General features: G+C 59.2%; 21 protein-coding genes and 1 pseudogene. 12 read left to right on the top strand and 10 right to left on the bottom strand.

Going from position 1 to position 20151, the window contains the following annotated elements; genetic code table 11:
* Window positions 1-70: 70 nt before the first annotated feature.
* The 5 genes and pseudogenes from FHX08_RS15225 to FHX08_RS31455 all read left to right on the top strand — a co-directional run.
* Complete coding sequence (locus FHX08_RS15225) at window positions 71-1570, top strand: globin-coupled sensor protein (protein WP_132652845.1); 1500 nt, start codon at window positions 71-73, stop codon at window positions 1568-1570.
* A gap of 97 nt (window positions 1571-1667) precedes the next feature.
* Window positions 1668-2183 carry a peptide deformylase gene (gene def / locus FHX08_RS15220; protein WP_132652844.1) on the top strand — a complete coding sequence of 172 codons (516 nt, stop codon included), beginning with the start codon at window positions 1668-1670 and terminating at the stop codon, window positions 2181-2183.
* 96 nt (window positions 2184-2279) lie between these two features.
* Entirely contained in the window at window positions 2280-3215 is a 936-nt protein-coding gene (gene fmt, locus FHX08_RS15215) for a methionyl-tRNA formyltransferase (RefSeq protein ID WP_132652843.1), read from the top strand.
* Window positions 3215-4021, top strand: a complete 807-nt coding sequence (gene truA, locus FHX08_RS15210) for a tRNA pseudouridine(38-40) synthase TruA (protein WP_132652842.1) — start codon at window positions 3215-3217, stop codon at window positions 4019-4021. Before fmt ends, truA begins: the two co-directional genes overlap by 1 nt.
* Window positions 3999-4064 (top strand): annotated as a pseudogene (locus FHX08_RS31455) (arsenate reductase (glutaredoxin)); the annotation flags it as partial. The gene truA and the pseudogene FHX08_RS31455, both read left to right, overlap by 23 nt.
* A 138-nt stretch (window positions 4065-4202) precedes the next feature.
* Here FHX08_RS31455 and FHX08_RS15205 read toward each other — a convergent pair.
* From FHX08_RS15205 to dapD, 3 genes are all read right to left on the bottom strand, one after another.
* Complete coding sequence (locus FHX08_RS15205) at window positions 4203-4799, bottom strand: hypothetical protein (protein WP_132652841.1); 597 nt, start codon at window positions 4797-4799, stop codon at window positions 4203-4205.
* Window positions 4800-4801: 2 nt separating this feature from the next.
* Complete coding sequence (gene dapE, locus FHX08_RS15200) at window positions 4802-5995, bottom strand: succinyl-diaminopimelate desuccinylase (protein ID WP_132652840.1); 1194 nt, start codon at window positions 5993-5995, stop codon at window positions 4802-4804.
* 102 nt (window positions 5996-6097) lie between these two features.
* Entirely contained in the window at window positions 6098-6955 is an 858-nt protein-coding gene (gene dapD / locus FHX08_RS15195; RefSeq protein WP_184327289.1) for a 2,3,4,5-tetrahydropyridine-2,6-dicarboxylate N-succinyltransferase, read from the bottom strand.
* Between the two features lie 195 nt (window positions 6956-7150).
* Here dapD and FHX08_RS15190 point away from each other — a divergent pair, with 195 nt between their 5' ends.
* A complete protein-coding gene (locus tag FHX08_RS15190) occupies window positions 7151-8032 on the top strand; it encodes an LOG family protein (RefSeq protein WP_132652838.1) in 882 nt (293 codons plus the stop codon).
* Window positions 8033-8165: 133 nt separating this feature from the next.
* Here the strand turns inward: FHX08_RS15190 and FHX08_RS15185 are convergent, their stop codons facing one another.
* Together FHX08_RS15185 and FHX08_RS15180 are read right to left on the bottom strand one after the other, a co-directional pair.
* On the bottom strand, window positions 8166-8792 hold the full coding sequence (locus FHX08_RS15185; RefSeq protein ID WP_132652837.1) for an EF-hand domain-containing protein: 627 nt from the start codon (window positions 8790-8792) through the stop codon (window positions 8166-8168).
* 102 nt (window positions 8793-8894) lie between these two features.
* Window positions 8895-9602: a pyrimidine 5'-nucleotidase gene (locus FHX08_RS15180; RefSeq protein ID WP_132652836.1), complete on the bottom strand. Its 708-nt coding sequence runs from the start codon at window positions 9600-9602 to the stop codon at window positions 8895-8897.
* A 104-nt stretch (window positions 9603-9706) separates the two neighbouring features.
* On the opposite strand from FHX08_RS15180, the gene FHX08_RS15175 reads away from it, so the two are divergent.
* Window positions 9707-10777, top strand: coding sequence for a bifunctional transcriptional activator/DNA repair enzyme AdaA (locus tag FHX08_RS15175; protein WP_132652835.1), 1071 nt, complete (start codon window positions 9707-9709; stop codon window positions 10775-10777).
* A complete protein-coding gene (locus FHX08_RS15170; RefSeq protein WP_132652834.1) occupies window positions 10774-11547 on the top strand; it encodes an isocitrate lyase/phosphoenolpyruvate mutase family protein in 774 nt (257 codons plus the stop codon). Before FHX08_RS15175 ends, FHX08_RS15170 begins: the two co-directional genes overlap by 4 nt.
* On the opposite strand, the gene argB is transcribed toward FHX08_RS15170, so the two are convergent.
* A complete protein-coding gene (gene argB / locus FHX08_RS15165; RefSeq protein ID WP_037100983.1) occupies window positions 11548-12435 on the bottom strand; it encodes an acetylglutamate kinase in 888 nt (295 codons plus the stop codon).
* Window positions 12436-12589: 154 nt separating this feature from the next.
* On the opposite strand from argB, the gene FHX08_RS15160 reads away from it, so the two are divergent.
* The 3 genes from FHX08_RS15160 (at window position 12590) to FHX08_RS15150 (ending at window position 14508) form a co-directional block, all read left to right on the top strand.
* Window positions 12590-13126: a sigma-70 family RNA polymerase sigma factor gene (locus FHX08_RS15160; protein WP_132652833.1), complete on the top strand. Its 537-nt coding sequence runs from the start codon at window positions 12590-12592 to the stop codon at window positions 13124-13126.
* Window positions 13123-13842, top strand: coding sequence for an anti-sigma factor domain-containing protein (locus FHX08_RS15155; protein ID WP_132652832.1), 720 nt, complete (start codon window positions 13123-13125; stop codon window positions 13840-13842). The genes FHX08_RS15160 and FHX08_RS15155 overlap by 4 nt, the downstream gene beginning before the upstream one ends.
* A 108-nt stretch (window positions 13843-13950) precedes the next feature.
* Entirely contained in the window at window positions 13951-14508 is a 558-nt protein-coding gene (locus FHX08_RS15150; protein WP_132652831.1) for a fasciclin domain-containing protein, read from the top strand.
* A gap of 45 nt (window positions 14509-14553) precedes the next feature.
* On the opposite strand, the gene yihA is transcribed toward FHX08_RS15150, so the two are convergent.
* The 4 genes from yihA to rpmH form a co-directional block, all read right to left on the bottom strand.
* Window positions 14554-15207, bottom strand: coding sequence for a ribosome biogenesis GTP-binding protein YihA/YsxC (yihA, locus tag FHX08_RS15145; protein ID WP_132652830.1), 654 nt, complete (start codon window positions 15205-15207; stop codon window positions 14554-14556).
* A 130-nt stretch (window positions 15208-15337) separates the two neighbouring features.
* Entirely contained in the window at window positions 15338-17128 is a 1791-nt protein-coding gene (gene yidC, locus FHX08_RS15140; protein WP_132653226.1) for a membrane protein insertase YidC, read from the bottom strand.
* Entirely contained in the window at window positions 17128-17529 is a 402-nt protein-coding gene (gene rnpA, locus FHX08_RS15135; RefSeq protein ID WP_132652829.1) for a ribonuclease P protein component, read from the bottom strand. Before rnpA ends, yidC begins: the two co-directional genes overlap by 1 nt.
* 18 nt (window positions 17530-17547) lie before the next feature.
* Window positions 17548-17682, bottom strand: a complete 135-nt coding sequence (rpmH, locus tag FHX08_RS15130; RefSeq protein ID WP_016552555.1) for a 50S ribosomal protein L34 — start codon at window positions 17680-17682, stop codon at window positions 17548-17550.
* Between the two features lie 453 nt (window positions 17683-18135).
* On the opposite strand from rpmH, the gene FHX08_RS15125 reads away from it, so the two are divergent.
* Entirely contained in the window at window positions 18136-20127 is a 1992-nt protein-coding gene (locus tag FHX08_RS15125) for a methyl-accepting chemotaxis protein (RefSeq protein WP_132652828.1), read from the top strand.
* Window positions 20128-20151: the final 24 nt, after the last annotated feature.

Genomic DNA, 20151 nt, shown 5'->3' with positions numbered 1-20151 from the left:
GATTGCTCAACCATATTCGCCAAATCTGGCGCCGTTATCCCTCCGCATTCGCGCCAGATAGAGATCCCCCATGACTTCCCAGCAGACCGACAATGCCCTCCGGCAGCGCCTTGACTTCATTGAGCTCGACGACGAGGCACGCAAGAACCTGCGGGAACTGCGCCCGACGATCTCGGAGCTCCTCGGCGGTGCCCTGGACAAGTTTTACAACAAGCTTGCTAAAACGCCGGCTGTCTCTGGCTTCTTTTCAGACAGAGCGCATATGGGCCACGCCAAAAAGCGCCAGCAGGAACATTGGGGCAATCTTTCAGGCGGCAATTTCGACCAGAGCTATGTGAACGGCGTCACAGCTGTCGGCCGCACCCATGCCCGTATCGGCCTGGAGCCGCGCTGGTATATTGGCGGCTATGCGCTGGTCATGTCGGATCTCGTCCGCGGTCTGATGGAAAGGCAATGGCCCTCTCTCTTTGCCCGCCAACAGGGAAAGGCGCTTGCCGAAAAGCTGACGGCAGTCATTAAGGCAGCAATGCTCGACATGGATTATTCGATCTCGGTCTATCTGGATGCGCTCGACGAAAAGCGTCGTTTGCTGGAGGATGAGCGGGTTCGTGCCGAAGCCGATCAGGCCTTAGCGTTAGAGCATCTGCGCCGTGGTCTCGAAGCTCTGTCGCGTGGGGACCTCGAAGCAACGATTCCTTCCGACTTGCCGGGCAATTTCCGTGGAATGGCCGAAGACTACAACAGGGCTGTCAGCGCGCTCCGTGAGGGCTTCACCTCTGTTCGTACGACCTCCAGTCACATTCTCGAAGGCGCCGATGTGATCTCCAAGGCCGGCGACGATCTCGCCTTGCGTACTGCTCAGCAGGCAGCTGGTGTCGAGGAAAGCTCGGCGGCGCTGCAGCAGCTTTCCGTCAGCGTCAGCCAGACCGCCGCCAATGCCGAGAAGGCATCCGGTGCCGTTCGTGAAACGCAGGAGAAGGCCAAGAACTCTGGCGAGCTTGTCACCAGCGCCGTTTCCGCCATGGCAGGCATCGAGAAGTCTTCCACCGAGATCGCCAAGATCATCGGCGTCATCGACGAGATCGCCTTCCAGACGAACCTGCTGGCGCTGAATGCCGGTGTCGAGGCCGCACGTGCCGGTGATGCCGGCAAGGGCTTTGCCGTCGTCGCACAGGAAGTCCGCCAGCTCGCTCAGCGCACGGCCGATGCTGCCAAGGAGATCAAGAACCTGATTTCGGAAAGCTCGACGCAGGTGAACGAAGGTGTGAACATCGTCAGCAGCACCGGGGAGGCGCTGAGTGACATGATCAGCCGCATCGATATCATCAATCGCTTCGTCGCCGATATCGCCGCCGCTGCCCGCGATCAGGCGACGGGCGTGAACGAGGTGAGCATCGCGATCCGCAACATGGATACGATCACCCAGCAGAATTCCAGCATGGTGGAGCGTACCTCGGCCGAAACCCGCAGGCTGAAAGATGAGGTCGAAAACCTCGTCGAACTGCTGCAGCGTTTCCGCGCGCGCGCCGAAAGCCGGCAGGGTACCACTGCCGCTCGCCGCGCGGCCTGAGTAATCGAGAGAAAAATTCGGGCAGGTGCTGCAAAAAACCGCAATCCCTGCCCGGCGGATGATTCCCTAGCGTGAAAAGATGCGTTATGGGAACGCCATGACCATCAAGCCACTCATCATTCTTCCCGATCCCGTCCTCCGTCAGGTTTCCAAGCCGATCGAACGGGTCGACGCCGATCTCCAGCGTCTGGCCGACGACATGCTGGAAACTATGTATGACGCGCCAGGCATTGGCCTTGCCGCGATCCAGATCGGTCTGCCGCGCCGCATGCTGGTCATCGACCTCGCAAAGGAAGGTGAGGAGAAGCAGCCGCTCGTCTTCATCAATCCGGAGATCGTCAGTTCCTCGGAAGACCGCTCCGTCTATGAGGAAGGCTGCCTGTCCATTCCCGACTATTATGCGGAAGTCGAGCGCCCTGCGAAGGTCACGGTCAAATATCTGAACCGTGAAGGCAAGGAACAGAGCGTAGAGGCGGATGGCCTTCTGGCGACCTGCCTGCAGCATGAGATCGATCACCTGAACGGTGTGCTCTTCATCGATCACATTTCGCGGCTGAAGCGCGACATGGTGATCAAGAAGTTCACCAAGGCTGCAAAATCCAAGGCGCTCTGAACCGAATAGCAGCGGTGATACGATAGATTTCGAGCGGGCTTGATTGTAAGCCGGCAAACCGTTTGAAGACGGTTGATCCTCAATTGGCGAGATAGAATGTCTCTTCGTATCGTTTTCATGGGCACGCCCGATTTTTCCGTCTCGACGCTGCGCCTGCTCGTCGAAGCCGGCCACCAGATCGTCGCCGTCTATACCCAGCCACCGCGACCCGGCGGACGACGGGGGCTCGATCTTCAGAAATCGCCGGTGCATCAGGCGGCCGAACTGCTCGGCCTGCCGGTCTTCACGCCGGTTAATTTCAAAGACTCCGTGGAGCGTGAGCGCTTCCGTGCGCTGAGCGCTGACGTCGGCGTCGTCGTCGCCTATGGTCTACTGTTGCCCGAAGCCATCCTCAATGGCACGCGGTATGGCTGCTACAACGGCCATGCCTCACTACTGCCGCGCTGGCGCGGTGCCGCTCCCATCCAGCGGGCGATCATGGCCGGCGATACAAAGACCGGTATGATGATCATGAAGATGGACAAGGGTCTCGATACCGGCGACGTGGCGCTGACGCGCGAAGTCGAGATCGGTCCCAATATGACAGCCGGCGAACTGCATGACAGGCTTATGCAAACAGGCGCGAAGGCGATGGCTGAAGCCATGGTCAAGCTGGAGATGAACGACCTGCCGCTCACCCCCCAACCGGCCGAAGGCGTGCTCTATGCCGCCAAGATCGATAAGTCGGAAACGCGCATCGATTTTAGCCGCGACGCCAAGGACGTCCACAATCATATTCGCGGTCTCGCACCGTCCCCAGGTGCCTGGTTCGAACTTGAGAGCAACGGCAAGATGGAACGCGTCAAGGTGCTCGGCTCAGAACTCGCGACGGGTGAGGGGGCAGCCGGCACGCTTCTGACGGACGATCTTGTGATCGCCTGCGGCGCAGGCGCCGTCCGCCTCACAAAGCTTCAGAAAGCCGGTGGCAAGCCGCTCGCCGCTGCCGACTTCCTGCGCGGTACGCCGCTTGCTGCGGGTACGAGGCTCGCCTGATGCCGCGATACCGCATGATCGTCGAATATGACGGCGGCCCCTATGTCGGCTGGCAGCGACAGGACAATGGACCGTCCGTGCAGGGCGCGATTGAACGGGCGATTTTCTCGGCATCAGGCGATACCGTTTCCGTCCGTGGCGCCGGGCGCACCGATTCCGGCGTTCATGCTATGGGGCAAGTCATCCACGCCGACCTCTCGAAGGACTGGTCACCCTTCAAGCTGCAGAATGCGCTGAACGCCCATCTGAAGCTCGCTGGCGAAACGGTGGCGATCCTGAATGTAGAAGTTGCGAGCGAATTCTTCGACGCCCGCTTTTCCGCGCTTCGCCGGCATTATCTCTATCGCATCATCAGTCGCCGGGCGCCGCTGGCGTTGGAAGCAGGCAAGGCTTGGTGGGTGCCGAAGGTGCTCGATCACGAGGCCATGCATGCTGCAGCCCAGACGCTCGTCGGCAGGCACGATTTTTCCACCTTCCGCTCAGCGCACTGTCAGGCAAGCAGCCCGCTGCGCACGCTCGACCGGCTGGATGTGACGCGTAACGGCGAACTGGTCGAGATCCGCGCCACCGCTCAGAGCTTCCTGCACAATCAGATTCGCTCCTTCGCCGGAACTCTGAAGCTCGCCGGCGAGGGCAAGTGGACGCCTGACGATGTGCGGGCGGCCCTCGACGCACGCGATCGCAAGGCCTGCGGACCTGTGGCGCCGCCGGACGGGCTCTATTTCATGCAGGTTGACTATCCCGAGGTGATTACCGATCGCCGCAAAGAGGGGGATGAAAACGATGACGGTGACGATCTATCATAATCCCGCATGCGGCACGTCGCGCAATAGGTTGGCGATGACCCGCATCCGATAAACCGACCGATCGTGGTGATGGAGAGGGGCGTGAGCCTGCCACCCGCCCAAAGCCGTGCCGGAGATTTTTCCCAATCCCGATGTCGGAATATTCATCAAGGAGGACGGTGAAGTCGTCAATCCGCGCTGATTACCCTGAGGATATGCTGAGGAAGTTGAACAGATAATCCGACACGATCATCGACGGCACTATCAGCGCCAGAGTTAGCGCGCTGACCATCAGGACTTGCCCGTGGCAGATCATTCTTAGAACGCGTGTCAGCACGAAAATTTGAGCCAGCACCAAAACGAGCAGCAGCAATCGCACGATGTCGATCAAGCTCGGGATGAAGAAGACAAGTGCCAGCAACAATCCGTTGATGTAGGCGAGCGGCACGTTGAGCCAGTTGACGCCGACGACGACAGGCGCGAAACGCTCCCCCATGCGCAAAGCAAGCAGCAGCAGGCCAACAAAGATCAGCGGCACGATCCAGTTGCTAAGTTCGATAAGCCCTAGCCGAAAATAGAAGGGATAGCTTACATCAGCCTCCGGCGGCATCGATCTGAGATAGCCGTTACGCAACGCGAGCCAGGAAATTCCTGTCGGTGGCAAGCACCAGACGATTGCCCAGAAGGAACGGTTGACGCCGCGGTCCGATATATCGAGGAAGCGAAAACCGCGCGGATCGAGCTTGATTAGCAACCAGATGCCGGCGAGATAATATTGAACCTCTCTAAAGCCCGGCATTCTCAAACCCCGGCATTCTCAAACCAACGCTCGACGAAGGTCTCGTAGATCGCTGTCAGCGTCTCCAGATCCGCAACGGCGACCCGTTCATCGACCATGTGCATGGTCTTGCCGACAAGACCGAATTCCACGACCGGGCAATAATCCTTGATGAAGCGCGCATCCGAGGTGCCGCCCGTGGTCGACAGAACAGGCGATGCACCTGTGACGCTCTCAACCGCCGAGGACAATGAGGCGATCAGCGCATTGTTACGCGTCAGGAAAACGTGGCTCGGCCGATCGGCCCAAATGATCTCGTATTTCACCGGCTCGCGGCTCGGCCTCAATGCGCCATCTGCGGCGGCCGCATCAAGGCGCCGGATGATCTCGGCCCGCAACGTATCCGCCGTCCAGCTGTCGTTGAATCGAATGTTGAAGCTTGCCAGAGCCCTGGCCGGTATGACGTTCGTCGCCGGATTGCCGACATCGATGGTCGTCACTTCGAGGTTGGAGGGCTGGAAATTATCGGTGCCGGCGTCGAAGGGTGGATCCATCAACGCCTGGGTCAGCTGCAGCATGCCGCGCACCGGATTGTCGGCGAGGTGCGGGTAGGCGGCATGGCCCTGCACGCCATGCACGACGATCTTGCCGGAGAGCGAGCCGCGCCGGCCGATCTTGATCATGTCGCCGAGCTTGTTCGGATTGGTCGGTTCGCCGACGAGGCAGGCATCCCAGGTCTCGCCGCGTTCAGCCGCCCATTGCAGAACCTTGACCGTACCGTTGATCGATGGGCCTTCCTCGTCGCCGGTGATCAGGAAGGAAATCGAACCCTTCGGCGCACCATACTTTTCGATATGACGGGCAACGGCTGCTGCAAAGCAGGCAATGCCGCCCTTCATGTCGACCGCGCCGCGGCCGAAAAGCTCACCATTAGCGATCTCGGCGGCAAAGGGCGGATGCGTCCAGGCACCTTCGTCGCCGACGGGCACGACGTCGGTGTGGCCTGCGAACATCAAATGCGGGCCATCCGTCCCGAAACGGGCATAGAGGTTTTCGACATCGGGCGTGCCAGCTTCCGCCGCAACCATTCGCTCGACCTTGAAGCCGAGCGGCGAAAGCATAGCTTCCAGCGCCGAAAGCGCTCCACCTTCCGCCGGCGTCACGGACGGGCAGCGGATCAACGTCTGAAGATTGGCAACAGGATTCGTGGCGGTCATGGCGGTGGAATTATCCGGTGGGAATGGCAAAGACGTGGCAAGGCGCGGGCCGTCTTGCCCAAAAAGACGCCGACTGTTTACCGGATCAATTCCGGACTGTCATCAATCCCTGAGCAGTTCATTGATGCCCGTCTTCGAACGGGTCTGTTCATCGACGCGCTTGACGATGACAGCGCAATAGAGGCTCGGTGCGGGCTGGCCATTCGCCATCGTCTTGTCCGACGGCAGCGAGCCTGCGACGACGACGGAATAGGGCGGTACTTCACCATAGGTGATTTCGCCGGTGGCGCGGTCAACGATCTTGGTGGACTTGCCGATGAAGACACCCATGCCGAGTACCGAGCCTTCACGCACGATGCAGCCTTCAACGACTTCCGAGCGGGCGCCGATGAAGCAATTGTCCTCGATGATGGTCGGGCCAGCCTGCATCGGCTCCAGAACGCCGCCGATGCCGACGCCGCCGGAAAGATGCACATGCTTGCCGATTTGTGCGCAGGAACCGACTGTCGCCCAGGTGTCGACCATCGTGCCTTCGCCGACATAGGCGCCGAGGTTGACGAAGGATGGCATCAGGATCGCATTCGGAGCGATGTAAGCAGAGCGACGCACGACGGCGTTCGGCACGGCGCGGAAGCCGGCGGCGCGGAACTGGTTTTCGCCCCAGCCTTCGAACTTCGACGGAACCTTATCCCACCAGGTTGACTGGCCGGGACCGCCCTTGACCACTTCCATATCATTGAGGCGGAAAGAGAGCAGTACGGCTTTCTTCAGCCATTGATTGACTTTCCAGGCGCCATCGGCACCGCGTTCGGCCACACGTGCCTTGCCCCCGTCGAGCAGATTGAGAGCAGCCTCGACCGCATCGCGGACTTCGCCTTTGGTCGACGTGTTCACATTATCGCGATTGTCGAAGGCGGTTTCGATGGTCTTTTCGAGGGATGCGAGGTCAGTGGCGCTCATGAGAATTCCTTAAACTTCGATCTTTATCGTGGAGACGACGGAGTCTCCGGAATTGCGGTTGGCGGGCTGTCACCCGATCTACAGCATGCGCCCGTAAAATGGAATGATTTTTCGGACAAGATCATATCTGGATTCAAGGCGTTATAGCGACATATCCGATCACTTGTGACCGGTGATACTGAAAGGCATTTCGACATGGCGAAGGCAAGAAACGGCGGCGCGGGGCGCAAGGACAGCGTCTGGGATCCGCTGAAGAGCAGTTCGAGCGACAAGCAGCGTGCGGAAGCGGTTCCAAAAACGCCACAGACGCTCTCGCCGGCCTATCGCCTGGCCTATGTGGACGAGGATTTCCTCTGCCGTGAGGAGCTTCGCCCGATCCGCCTGCAGCTTGAACTGCTGAAGGTGGAGATGATGATGGCCGAGCGCGGCATCACGTCAACCGTCGTCATGTTCGGCGGCGCCCGTATTCCGGCCCCCGGCCAGAGCGCCTGGGCAGCCCGCAACGAGACCCAGCGTGCAAACCTCGAAGCAGCATCGGTTTATTACGATGAGGCCCGCAAATTCGCCCGTTTGTGCTCACGTTACTCGGCCGGCTTCGATTTCCACGAATATGTCGTCGTCACCGGCGGCGGCCCCGGCGTCATGGAAGCTGGTAACCGCGGCGCGGCTGATGAGGGTGCCCCTTCTATCGGCCTCAACATCGTGTTGCCGCATGAGCAGGCGCCGAATGCCTATGTGACACCGGAGCTCAGCTTCAATTTCCACTATTTCGCGATCCGTAAGATGCATTTCATGCTACGCGCCAAGGCGGTTGCAGTCTTTCCCGGAGGTTTCGGCACGCTGGATGAATTCTTCGAGTGCCTGACGCTGATCCAGACCGGCCGCATGGAGCGCATCCCGCTGCTGCTCTTTGGCTCGAAATTCTGGCGTAGTATCATCAATTTCGAAGCGCTTGCCGAATTCGGTACGATCGCGCCTGAAGACGTGAACCTGATCAGCTTCGTCGACACGGCCGACGAGGCCTGGGAGATCGTGCAGGGCGCTTACGAGCACCGGGAGCAGAGCAGTGCCACATAGGCCGGTGGCATTTGCTTCGTGAGCTTCACCTTCGAGAAACTGCCACGAAAAACCCTCTCCCCGTAGAAGGGAAGAGGGCTCTGGGTAAGGGGCAAACCCCTCGCGATATTAAGGAAGAGACAATCACTTCCTCTTAGAGAAAAGGCTGGTCCGGCATATCGTCGATCGAAATCACACCGTCCTTGTTACGGTCCATGCGATCGAAGAACTTGTTGAAGGCGGTTTCCGCCTCTTGTTTGCTGATCTGGCCGTTTTCATCCGTATCGATGCGATGCATCATCAGTGAAGCGCTCATGATCCGCATGTGCCTTCCATGACGACCGTCGCGATCGGGCCGGCCACGGTCATTGTTATCGGCCATCTTCGGAGCTGTTGCATCCGCGTCCGCATCGCCTTGTTTGGCCGAGGCAGCTTCGCGGCGAGCCTTGAACTGGGCCTGACGGTATTCGCGGATTTCCCCCGGAGTTAGGGATCCGTCATGGTTCGTGTCAATGGCGGCAAAGATCTTCTCCATGCCGTCGGTTGCCTCCTGCTTGGAGACCTGTCCGTCCTTATTGGCGTCGAACTGCTTCAGCATGCGTACAAAGGCGATTTCGCGGAAGGCGGCGCCGCGCGGTCCGCCCATCATGCCATGCTCCATCTTCCCCTGGTGAGGCGGACGATTAGGCTGGTCGCCCGCTGCTGCGAAGCTGGCCCCGGCGGCTCCGCCGAGTAGAAGAACAGAAGAAAGCGCCGTCAGGATAAGCTTGTTGCGATACATATCAGTGCGTCCTTTCGTAGAATGTCCCTCGCTACGAAAGGTAGGACCGAACCGCGTCACGGCCCAATTAAACATCTGTAAGATGGATGAAATTTTGGTAAGTCAGGCAGTAATCTTCTTCAGGAAATCAGCGAGATCGTCGGTGACGAAGTCGATGTGATCGTCCTCGCCGCTCGTCCGCTCCCACCATTCGACGACAGTCTCTTCCAGATTGCGCGGCACGAGCAGAACGGTTTGCATGCCGAGCGCCTTCGGCACCGTCAAATTGCGCGGCAGATCCTCAAACATCGCCGCCTTGCCGGTTTCGAGTTTCTCGAGCGCCGTGAATTTGTCATAGGTCGCCTGTGCCGGCTTTGGCAGGTAGTCGGCCGCAACGATATCGAAAATATCGTCGAAATGATCGAGAATGCCGAGCGCGCTGGCCGTCGCCTGCGCATGCCTGACACTGCCATTGGTGAAGATGAACTTGCGCCCCGGCAGGGCCTTGATGGCTTCGGCAAGTTCCGGCTGTGGGGTCAGCGCGGAATAGTCGATGGCATGGGCCTTTTCGAGAAAATCGTTAGGATCGATCCCGTGATGGATCATCAGGCCTTGCAGCGTTGTCCCATGTTCAAGATAGTATTGCTTCTGCAGTTTGCGGGCCTCGTCATGCTCCATTTGCAGGAGGGCCGAGACATAGGCTGTCATGTTCTTGTCGATCTGGGCGAAAAGATTGATGTGATGCGGGTAGAGCGTGTTGTCGAGGTCGAAGACCCATTCGGTTACATGCTCGAAATCGTTCTTGCTGGGCGTGCGGTCAATCTTTGTCATGGCTGCCCTTATGGCATGGCTGCCGCACTAAGAAAATCACGAAGAGAAAAATAGACGCCCGATTTTCGGCGGACGGTTGAGGTTCGGGATGCTAGAAAGCGGACATGCTTTTCGAACGCCCCAATGATGATACGCTTTATGACGCCCTGATCGCTCGCAGCGCCGATTATGAGGGCCAGGCCTACGTCTGCGTGAAGACGACAGGCATTTTCTGCCGTCTGACCTGCCCCGCGCGCAAGCCGAAGCGCGAAAACACGATCTTCTTCGATACGATCGCCGCCTGCATCCATTCCGGGTTTCGCCCTTGCCAACGCTGCAGGCCGCTGGAACAGCCCGGCCGGGAGCCGATCGTCGACGAACTGCTGGCGCGGCTCGACAACGAGCCGCACGTGCGCTGGACCGAAGATGAGCTCATTCGCCGGGGCCATCATCCTTCGACTGTGCGCCGTGCCTTCAAGCGGGCGCTTGGCATGACATTCCACGATATCGTCCGTTATCGCCGGCTTGGCGAAGCTGCCCGGCAATTGGCCGATGGCGCACGTGTCATCGATGCGCAGTTCGACGCGGGATATGAGTCGCCGAGTGGCTTCCGGGTAGCCTTCCAGCGCCTCGTCGGCCAGGCACCAGCGCTCTCGCAGAACCGCGAACTGCTCTTTGCCGACTGGTTCGACACGCCCCTCGGGCCGATGATCGCGGTTGCCGACAAGACGCATCTGCACCTTCTCGAATTTCACGACCGTAGGGCGCTGCCGACTGAACTCGACGCGCTGCAGAAGCGCGTCCGTTCCTCTGTCGCAATCGGCCGCACGTCGCCGATAGATCAGATCGAGGCTGAAATCAGGAATTATTTCGAGGGGCGGCTGACCGTCTTCAAGACGCCGCTGGCTCTTGGAGGCACGCCCTTCGAAAAACATGTCTGGGCAAAGCTCATAGAAATCCCGGTCGGTCAGACACGTGCCTACGGCGATCTCGCGAGGGAAATGGAGCGGCCCGAAGTCGTGCGTGCCGTCGGCCGCGCCAACGGCGCCAACCAGCTCGCCATTATCGTGCCCTGCCATCGCATCTTGGGTGCGGATGGATCGTTGACAGGTTATGGCGGCGGGCTCTGGCGCAAGCAATGGCTGCTGCGGCACGAGGAAAAGATCAGTACACACAAGATGGAGAGGACGGCATGAATCAGGCTGAGAAGGCCGAGATTTTCGGCAAGCTGCATCGCAAGGGCAGCCCCGTCATTCTATACAACATCTGGGATGCTGGAACGGCCAAAGCCGTGACGGAAGCCGGCGCAAAGGCGCTTGCGACCGGCAGCTGGTCCGTTGCAGCCGCCCATGGTTATGGCGATGGCCAGAAGCTGCCGATGGACGTGCTCATCGAGACGGCACGGTCAATCACCGCCGTCAACGATCTGCCGCTTTCTGTCGATTTCGAAGGCGGCTATTCGACGGAGCCAGCTGGTGCAGCGGCCAATGTCGCAAAGCTGCTTGATACTGGCGTCGTCGGTATCAATTTCGAGGATCAAAAGGTAGGCGAAACCGGTCTTCATGCAGTCGAGGCCCAGACAGCGCGCATTCGCGCCATCAGGGAAATGGCGAAGGGAAGGGGCATTGATTTCTTCATCAATGCGCGCACCGATCTTTTCCTGCAGGAGGGCGATGGGTCCAGGCATGCCGGTCTGGTCGATGCGGCGATTGAGCGCGGCAAGGCCTATGCTGCGGCAGGCGCCAGCGGTTTCTTCGTACCTGGTCTCATCGAGCCGGCTTTGATCGAGAAAGTCTGCGCGGCTTCCACGCTGCCGGTCAATATCATGATGAAGGCAGGCGCCCCCGATCCGGCTGATCTCGCTAGGCTCGGCGTCTCGCGCATCAGCTACGGTCCAGGGCCATACCGGGCCATGATGGAAAAGCTGAAGGAAGCAGCGGCAGCGATCTACGCCGCCGCTGGGTAATCAGGGAACGATCAGCGTACCGACGCCATGTTCGGTGAAGATTTCGAGCAGCACGGAATGGGCGGTCTTGCCATTCAGGATGACGACGCCCTGCACGCCGGCCTTGATCGCGTCGATGCAGGTTTCGACCTTCGGGATCATGCCGCCAGAAATCGTGCCGTCGGCAATTAGCGCATGTGCTTCTGCAACGGAAAGTTCCTTGATGAGCTTGCCCTGCTTGTCGAGCACGCCGGGCACATCCGTCAGGAACAGCAGTCGGGTGGCGTTCAGCGCGCCGGCAATCGCACCGGCAAACGTGTCGGCGTTGATATTATAGGTCGCGCCGTCGCGGCCCGGAGCAACCGGCGCAATGACCGGGATCATCTCGGAGCGGGCGAGAAGATCGAGCAGCGTGCGGTCCACTTCCACGACTTCGCCGACGAAGCCTAGATCGAGCACACGCTCGATGTTGGAATCGGGGTCCTTGACGGTTTTGCGCGCCTTTTCGGCAAAGACCATGTTGCCGTCCTTGCCGCAGAGGCCGATCGCCCATTCGCCGGTCTGGTTGATGAGCGCGACGATCTCCTTGTTGATGGAGCCGGCGAGAACCATTTCGACGATCTCGACCGTCTTCTGGTCGGTAACGCGCAGGCCGCCCTCGAATTTGGATTCGATGCCCATCTTCGTCAGCATGGCGCCGATCTGCGGGCCGCCGCCATGCACGACGATCGGGTTGACGCCGGACTGCTTCAGAAGCGCGATATCGCTGGCAAAGGCCTTGCCGAGTTCGGGATTGCCCATGGCATGGCCGCCGTACTTCACGACGATCGTCTTGTTTTCGTAACGTTGCATGAAGGGCAGCGCCTGTGCGAGAAGACGTGCCTGGATTTCGCTTTCGGACTCGTTCATGGGGACCCCGCGGATTGATGGCGGCCTTTTATCTCAAGTTTTTGACAGAGGGAATAATCCGGCATGCAATAGTTTTTTGTATCTATGGCCGGCCTGGGAACCTGCCAGCTCGTATTGAAACTATTGAACCTGAAATCGTTCATTCGAGGGCGACATGACTGGCGATTTTGCAGATTTGATTGGCCGCGTAGCGCTCGGCGACCGCAAGGCTTTCGCCGCTCTCTATAACCAGACCAGTCCGAAACTTCTGGCAATCTGCCTTCGTATTCTTGGAAACAGGAACGAGGCTGAGGAGGTGCTGCAGGAAGTCTATATCAAGATATGGCAGCGCGCAGGTGCGTTTACGGCCGGCTCTTTGACATCGGCCGCCTGGCTCGCGGCAATCGCCCGCAATCAGTCGATCGATGCGATCAGGGCGCGCAAGCCAGTTGCCGACGAAGTCGACAGCATGCTTGATCTTGCCGATGCCGGTCCCGATCCCGAAGCGCAAGTCGTGATAGGGGATGAAGGAAGGCGGATTGACACCTGCATGGAAGAGTTGGAAGCTGATCGTGCGGTCGCGGTGAAGCGAGCATATGTCGAAGGACTAAGCTATCGGGAACTGGCCGATCAGTTTGGTATCCCGCTGAATACGATGCGGACATGGCTAAGACGCAGCCTGCTGAAACTGAGAGAGTGCATGGAACGATGACATCGCCCGACAGAAGCAAGGGAGACCGCTCCCGGGATGAGGTTCTCGCCGGCGAATATGTGCTTGGCGTCCTCTCTCTTCAAGATCGCAGGATCGTCGAGGAGCGCATGCGCCGCGATCGACAGTTTGCCGCCATCGTCAGCCGCTGGGAGGTCAATCTCTCCAGCTTCAATGACGAATACGGCACGGCCGCACCCGGCCGTGAGACCTTCAAGCAGATCGAAGCGCGCCTTTTCGCCGACGCAGAAAGTGTGCCGCGCTTTTCGCATGGCCTCTGGAATTCCGCCGTTTTCTGGCGATCGCTGGCATTTGCCTCGCTTGCCGTCACGCTCGGCGTGATCGCCTTTGCCTCGGGCCTTGTGCCGCAGCCTCCGGCAGCGCGGCCGCTGATCGCGGAACTTTCAGGGCAGAACAATCAGGTCAATTTGGCAGCATCTTATCAAATCCAGAGCGGCCGGCTGAAGATCGTCCCGGTTGCGGCCGGCAAGCCCGAGGAGAAATCTCTTGAGCTTTGGCTGGTACCTGGCAGCGGCACGCCTCGTTCCCTTGGCGTTTTCCAGCCGGGAATGGATGGTGAACTAGTGATCCCGACGGATTTGCGCGGCCAGATTTCCGATGGCGCGACACTTGCCGTCAGCCTGGAGCCATTCGGCGGCTCCCCCACTCATCAGCCGACCGGTCCTGTTCTTGCCAGCGGTGCGCTCCATCGGCCGTAGATAAAGATCTTTTCCTGAAACTCTTCTGCAGCGTCTTCCGTAGTTGCTGATATCCGGGCGGCGCAGGGCATTGGGCCGGCGACTGCGCCGGGTGCAGAGGAGAAAATCATGATCAAGTCCTTATTGCGTGCCATAGCACTCGCGGCCGCCTTTTCCGCAGTCGCTTTCGCCGTTGAAGCCAAGAACCCGATGGTCGGCGGTGCTGCGATGTATGCGAACAAGAATATCGTCGATAACGCAGTCAAATCCAAGGATCACACCACGCTGGTTGCTGCCGTGAAGGCCGCCGGCCTTGTCGGCACGCTGGAAGGTAAAGGCCCTTTTACCGTCTTCGCTCCGACCAATGAAGCCTTCGCTGCCCTGCCGAAAGGCACCGTCGACACGCTGCTGAAGCCGGAAAACAAGGATAAGCTCGTCAAAATCCTGACCTGCCATGTCGTTGCTGCCGATGCGATGTCTACGACCGTCGCCAAGATGATCAAGGATGACGGCGGCGAGCACGACATCAAGACGGTCGGCGGCTGCGTGCTCAAGGCAAAGGAAAGCATGGGCAAGATTACGCTGACGGATGAAAATGGCAGTGTCGCCCACGTCACCATTGCCGACGTCAAACAGTCGAACGGCGTGATCCACGTCATAGACAAGGTGCTGCTGCCTAAGATGTAAAGCCTGGTACCAGCCGCGACTGGAGGCGCTTTTCTGGCGCCTCTTTTATTTCCAGTTGCTGATGCCGACGGTCTCGGCGATCGCCTGTCGCAGCTCGTCCAGCCCCTCATTCTTTTCCGAGGAGGTAGAGAGCACGGCGGGATAGGCGGCCGGCCGCTTGCGGATCTTTTCCGACGTTTCGGCAATCAGTTTCGGCACGGCAGGCGCCTTGATCTTGTCCGTCTTGGTCAGCACGATCTGGTAGGAAACAGCGGCTTTGTCGAGCAGCGTCAGGACGTCATCGTCATTCTTCTTGATGCCGTGGCGGCTGTCGATCAGTACATAGACACGCTTCAGCGTTGCGCGGCCGCGCAGATAGTCGAAAACGAGCTTCGTCCAGCTATCCACCTGCTCCTTCGGTGCCTGCGCATAACCGTAGCCCGGCATATCGACCAGCGCCATCGGCGGCAGATCGCCGCCCTCGCCGGAATAGCCGTCGGGGACGAAATAGTTGAGCTCCTGCGTACGTCCGGGCGTATTGGAGGTCCGCGCCAGACCCTTCTGACCGACGAGAGCGTTGATCAGCGAGGATTTACCGACATTCGAGCGGCCGGCGAAAGCCACTTCCAGCGGTCCCTCCGGCGGCAGGAACTGCATGGAGGGCACGCCGCGGATGAAGATCCAGGGGTGGCCGAAGAGCGGCTTTGCGATTTCAGTCATATGAATTCTGCAATCTCCGGGTTCGGGAAGGAAACCGGCTTCGTGTTTTTAAGGGGGATTGTCAAGGTTCGCGCGGTCTGGCGATCATGAGGCCCGAAACAAAAAGCCCCGCCGGAGCGGGGCTTTCGGACTATTTCGATGGCGCCGGTTTTCGTTTGAACATGCCCTTCAAGTTGTCGAAGAGTTCGATCTTCACGCCGTGGCGCTTCATGATGACCGACTGCTGGATCACCGAGAGCGTGTTGTTCCAGGCCCAGTAGATGACGAGGCCGGCCGGGAAGCTTGCCAGCATGAACATGAAGACCAGCGGCATCCAGTTGAAGATCATCGCCTGCGTCGGATCGGGCGGGGTCGGGTTCATGCGCATCTGGAAAAACATGGTGATACCCATGATCAGCGGCCAGACGCCGAGATGCAGGAGGGTCGGAGCCTCGAACGGCAGCAAGCCGAAGAGATTGACGATCGACGTCGGATCGGGCGCCGAAAGGTCCTTGATCCAGCCGAAGAACGGCGCGTGACGCATTTCGATGGTGATGTAGATCACCTTGTAGAGTGAGAAGAAGATCGGGATCTGCAGCGCCACCGGCCAGCAGCCGGCGATCGGGTTGATCTTCTCCTCCTTGTAAAGCTGCATCGTCGCCTGCTGCAGGCCCATACGGTCGTCGCCGAACTTGGCCTTCAGTTCTTCCATCTTCGGCTGCACGCGCTTCATGTTCGCCATCGAAGCATACTGCTTGCTGGCGAGCGGGAAAAACAGCGCCTTGACGACGATGGTCGTGCAGAGGATCGCCACGCCGAAATTGCCGAAGTAGCGGAAGAAGAAGTCCATCAGCTTGAACATCGGCTTGGTGATGAAATAGAACCAACCCCAGTCGATCAGGCGGTCGAAGCGCGGGATGTTGTAGGTCGCTTCGTAGCCGTCGATGACGGGAACTTCCTTTGCGCCGGCAAATACCATATTCCGGAGTTCGATCGACTGACCGGGCGCAATCGTGAAGGCATCACCCTTGTAATCTGCCTGATAGCGTGGCTGACCATCGGTGAAATGCGAAAAGCGGGCGTCATAGGCTGTCTGCTGCGGCGGGATGATCGTGGCCGCCCAGTATTTGTCGGTGATCCCGAGCCAGCCGCCAGTGGATTTTGCAGGCGTGACGGCTTCCTTCTCAACGGCCGTATACTTGCTCTCGATCAGGCCGTCATCGCCGATGACGCCGATAAAGCCCTCATGAAGAACGTATACCGATGGCGTCGTCGGCTTGTTATAGCGTGTTACGCGGCCATAAGAAGAGAGGGAAATCGGCGTCTCGCCGGTATTCTGAATCTTGTCCGTCACCGTAAACATATAGCGTTCGTCGACGGAGATCGTACGAGCGAAGGTAATGCCTCGGTCATTGGTATAAGTCAGCGTCAGCGGTGTCTTTTCCGTGAGCTTTGCGCCCTCCGGTGCGGCCCACAGTGTGGAGGGGCCGGGAACGGTGCCTGTCGCGTCGCTGCCGACAAAGCCGAGTTCGGTAAAGTAGCCGTCCTTGGTATCAGCCGGCGAGAAGAGCGTGATGATCGGGCTCGAGTCGTCGACGGTCTCGTGATAGCCCTTGAGCCTCAGGTCGTCGAGGCGAGCGCCGACGAGGTTGACGGAACCGGAAAGGGCGGCTGTTTCAATGGCAACGCGCGGGGATTTTGCAAGTGCTTCTTCACGGGTCGCGGTCGCGGCGGCTTGGCCAGTCGGGGCGGCGCCATTCGGCTGGGTGCCCTGGCTGCGGGCTGCCGGCTGCTGCGTCTGCTCGGTCTGCTGCTGCGCCTTTTGGGCTTCCTGGGCCTTACGCTGAGCCTCGATGCGTGGGTTCATATAGAGGAACTGCCAGCCAAGGACGATCAGCACCGAGAGAGCGATCGCAATGAAGTAATTGCGGTTGTTTTCCATCATACGTTCCTGGGGCGCTCGTCTTTCGAGCGCCTATGTTTAGGCCTGGTTTTCACGCGGTTTTTCAATTCCGCGGCCAGTTCGTCGAAGGACGCTGTCAAAACGTCCCTGCGCGCGACAACCACATAGTCGTGTCCGGGCTGCATTGCAAACCCTGCATGAAGCCGCACCGCCTCTTTCAGGCGCCGTCGCATGCGGTTTCTTTCGACCGAATTGCCGTGTTTTTTGGTAACCGTGAAGCCGACACGGGCTTCGCTGTCTTCTTCCTTGCGGTTCAAGACCTCGAGAAGGAAGAGACTGCCGCGGCGCTTTTCGCCTTCGCGGACTGCAAGAAATTGCGGGCGGCTCTTCAGCCGCCCGACAATCTTTTTGTCTTCTTTGGTCTTCAAGTCGCCCGCCATTATCGGGCAATTCCGGCCTTAGGCCGAAAGACGCTTGCGGCCGCGAGCGCGGCGAGCAACGATGACCTTGCGGCCGCCCTTAGTGGCCATACGCGCACGGAAACCGTGGCGGCGCTTGCGAACAAGCTTCGAGGGCTGATAGGTACGCTTCATTTATTTAAACACCGCGGAGTGCGGCCCTTCTTGAATTTGCATAATGCAAGGAGCGTGGTTTTCGAACGGGCGAGGTCACGAAAGACCTTGAATGACCGGACGTGCGGCGGCTTATACGGATGAAGCTTTCCAAAGTCAATTAACGCTGTCGGATTCACTGGATCTCAGCGGCGGAAAGCAAGATTTCGCACTGCGGTATTAACGAATGTGGCGTTTCACGATCTGGTTGTGAATTTCGCCTCCAGCCGTCCGTACGCTTCCAGCCGTCGCTTTTATTCCTTGAAGGTGCTCGATTTTGGACGGGCCAAAACCGTTCATCAGAGTAAATAGGGGTAATTTTCTGTAGCTGTCATCATTAATATTCGAAATACAACATTAACGAATTTACCTGATCTTCTGCCTATCGGCTGGGAATTTTCTTTCCAGGCGTTGTGCAAAGCGAGGGAGCGTTCGTTGAAAATCCGTGGCAAAATCAATCTTCTTGTTTCCGTCATGGGCGGCGTTGCGCTTCTGATTGGTGCTACCGCCCTTTCTGCGATGCACAAATACAATGAAAACCTGACCGCTTACGAACATGCGGCGGCCCGCGCCTATGCTGGCGAGCGCCTCAACCGATTCGTCACCGCTGTCGTCATGGAATCGCGCGGCATCTACGCCGCAAAGACCCTTCAGGAAACGCCGGCCTTCGCCAAGGGCCTGATGGCCGATCTGGATGAGATCGACAAGGTCATCGCCGGCTGGGCGCCGCTGGTGCCCGACAGCCAGAAGGCTTCCTTCGCCAAGCTTGTGGACCGCGCCAGGGAATTCCGCACCTTCCGCACCGAGACGGCTCGCCTCGGCACGCAAGTGGGCCCGCAGGCGGCTAACGAGCAGGGCAACAACGACGCCAACCGCGCCAACCGCAAGGCCTTCCAGGCCGAGATCGATGCCATCGTCAACACCGACAAGGCAGAGTTGACGGCGGTCAACGATGAGATCGAGGATTTCCGCAGCTGGATCCTGATGCTGGTGCTCAGCATCACCGGTATCGGCATCGCAGCCGGCGTCGGCATGGGCTTCTATATCGGCACGAGCCACCTGAGCCGGCCGATCAAGAAGGTGACACACGCGATCAAGGAAGTCGCAAACGGCAATTTCCAGGCCGAGGTGCCTTTTGCCGGCCGCAAGGATGAGATTGGCGAAATGGCGGCTGCCGTTGCCGTCTTCAAGGAAAACGGTCTCGTCATCAAGCGCATGAACGCCCAGGAGGCGGCGATGCGCGCCAAGAGCGACGACTTGCAGTCCAGTATGTCCGTCGTCGTTGCCGCCGCTGCTGCCGGTGATTTCAGCCATCGTATCAACAAGGACTATGAGGACGAGAGCCTCAATCAGTTCGCCGGCAACATCAACACGCTGCTGTCGAGCGTCGATTCCGGTATCAACGAAACCCGCCGTGTTATCGCAAGCCTTGCCGAAGGTGATCTTACGCAGACCATGCGTGGCCAGTTCCAGGGCGCCTTCGCCGAACTGCAGAAAAACGTCAACAACACGCTGGCAACGCTGCAGACGACCATGCGCGAAGTGCGCGAGACGACGGAAGCGATCAACGGCAACACCAACGAGCTGAGGAATGCCAGCGACGATCTCTCCAAGCGCACGGAACAGCAGGCTGCGGCACTCGAGGAGACTTCCGCCGCTCTCGACGAGATCACTGCCGTCGTGCAGAACTCTACCGAACGTGCCCAGGAAGCGACCGTCATGGTTTCGGAGGCAAAGGAAAACGCTGGGCGCTCCGGCGTCGTCGTGCGCAACGCAGTCGATGCCATGGGCCGTATCGAGCAGGCATCCCGTGAGATCAGCCAGATCATCAACGTCATCGATGAAATCGCCTTCCAGACCAATCTGCTTGCCTTGAATGCCGGCGTCGAGGCTGCCCGCGCGGGTGAGGCCGGCAAGGGCTTTGCCGTTGTCGCGCAGGAAGTGCGCGAGCTTGCCCAGCGCTCGGCCACCGCAGCCAAGGATATCAAGGCGCTCATCACCAAATCTGGCGATGAGGTGCAGATTGGCGTCAAGCTCGTCCAGGCAACGGGTGAGGCATTGTCCGAAATCGGCACCCGGGTTATCGCCATCAACGATCATATCCATTCGATCGCGACTGCGGCGAAGGAACAGTCGACCGGCCTCAAGGAAGTCAACACAGCCGTCAACCAGATGGACCAGGTCACGCAGCAGAATGCAGCGATGGTGGAAGAGACCTCGGCCGCGACGCATAAGTTGTCGGCCGAAGCCGATGGCCTCGTGCGCCTCATCTCTCGCTTCAAGGTTTCGAACGAAGCACCGGTCGCGGTTGTCCGTCAGGACCATTATCAGCCGATCGCCTCTCCTGCCCGCCGCACAATTGGCCGTGTCACGCGTGCGTTCAGTGGCAATGCGGCTGTTGCGGAGCAGAACTGGGAAGAGTTCTGATCCCGGTCCCGAAAAGGATTCGGA

It is taken from the genome of Rhizobium sp. BK529, assembly GCF_014194105.1.
In the GTDB taxonomy this organism is placed as follows: domain Bacteria; phylum Pseudomonadota; class Alphaproteobacteria; order Rhizobiales; family Rhizobiaceae; genus Rhizobium.
Note: the sequence above shows the minus strand (reverse complement) of the source record. Positions and strands in the feature narration are given on the sequence as shown.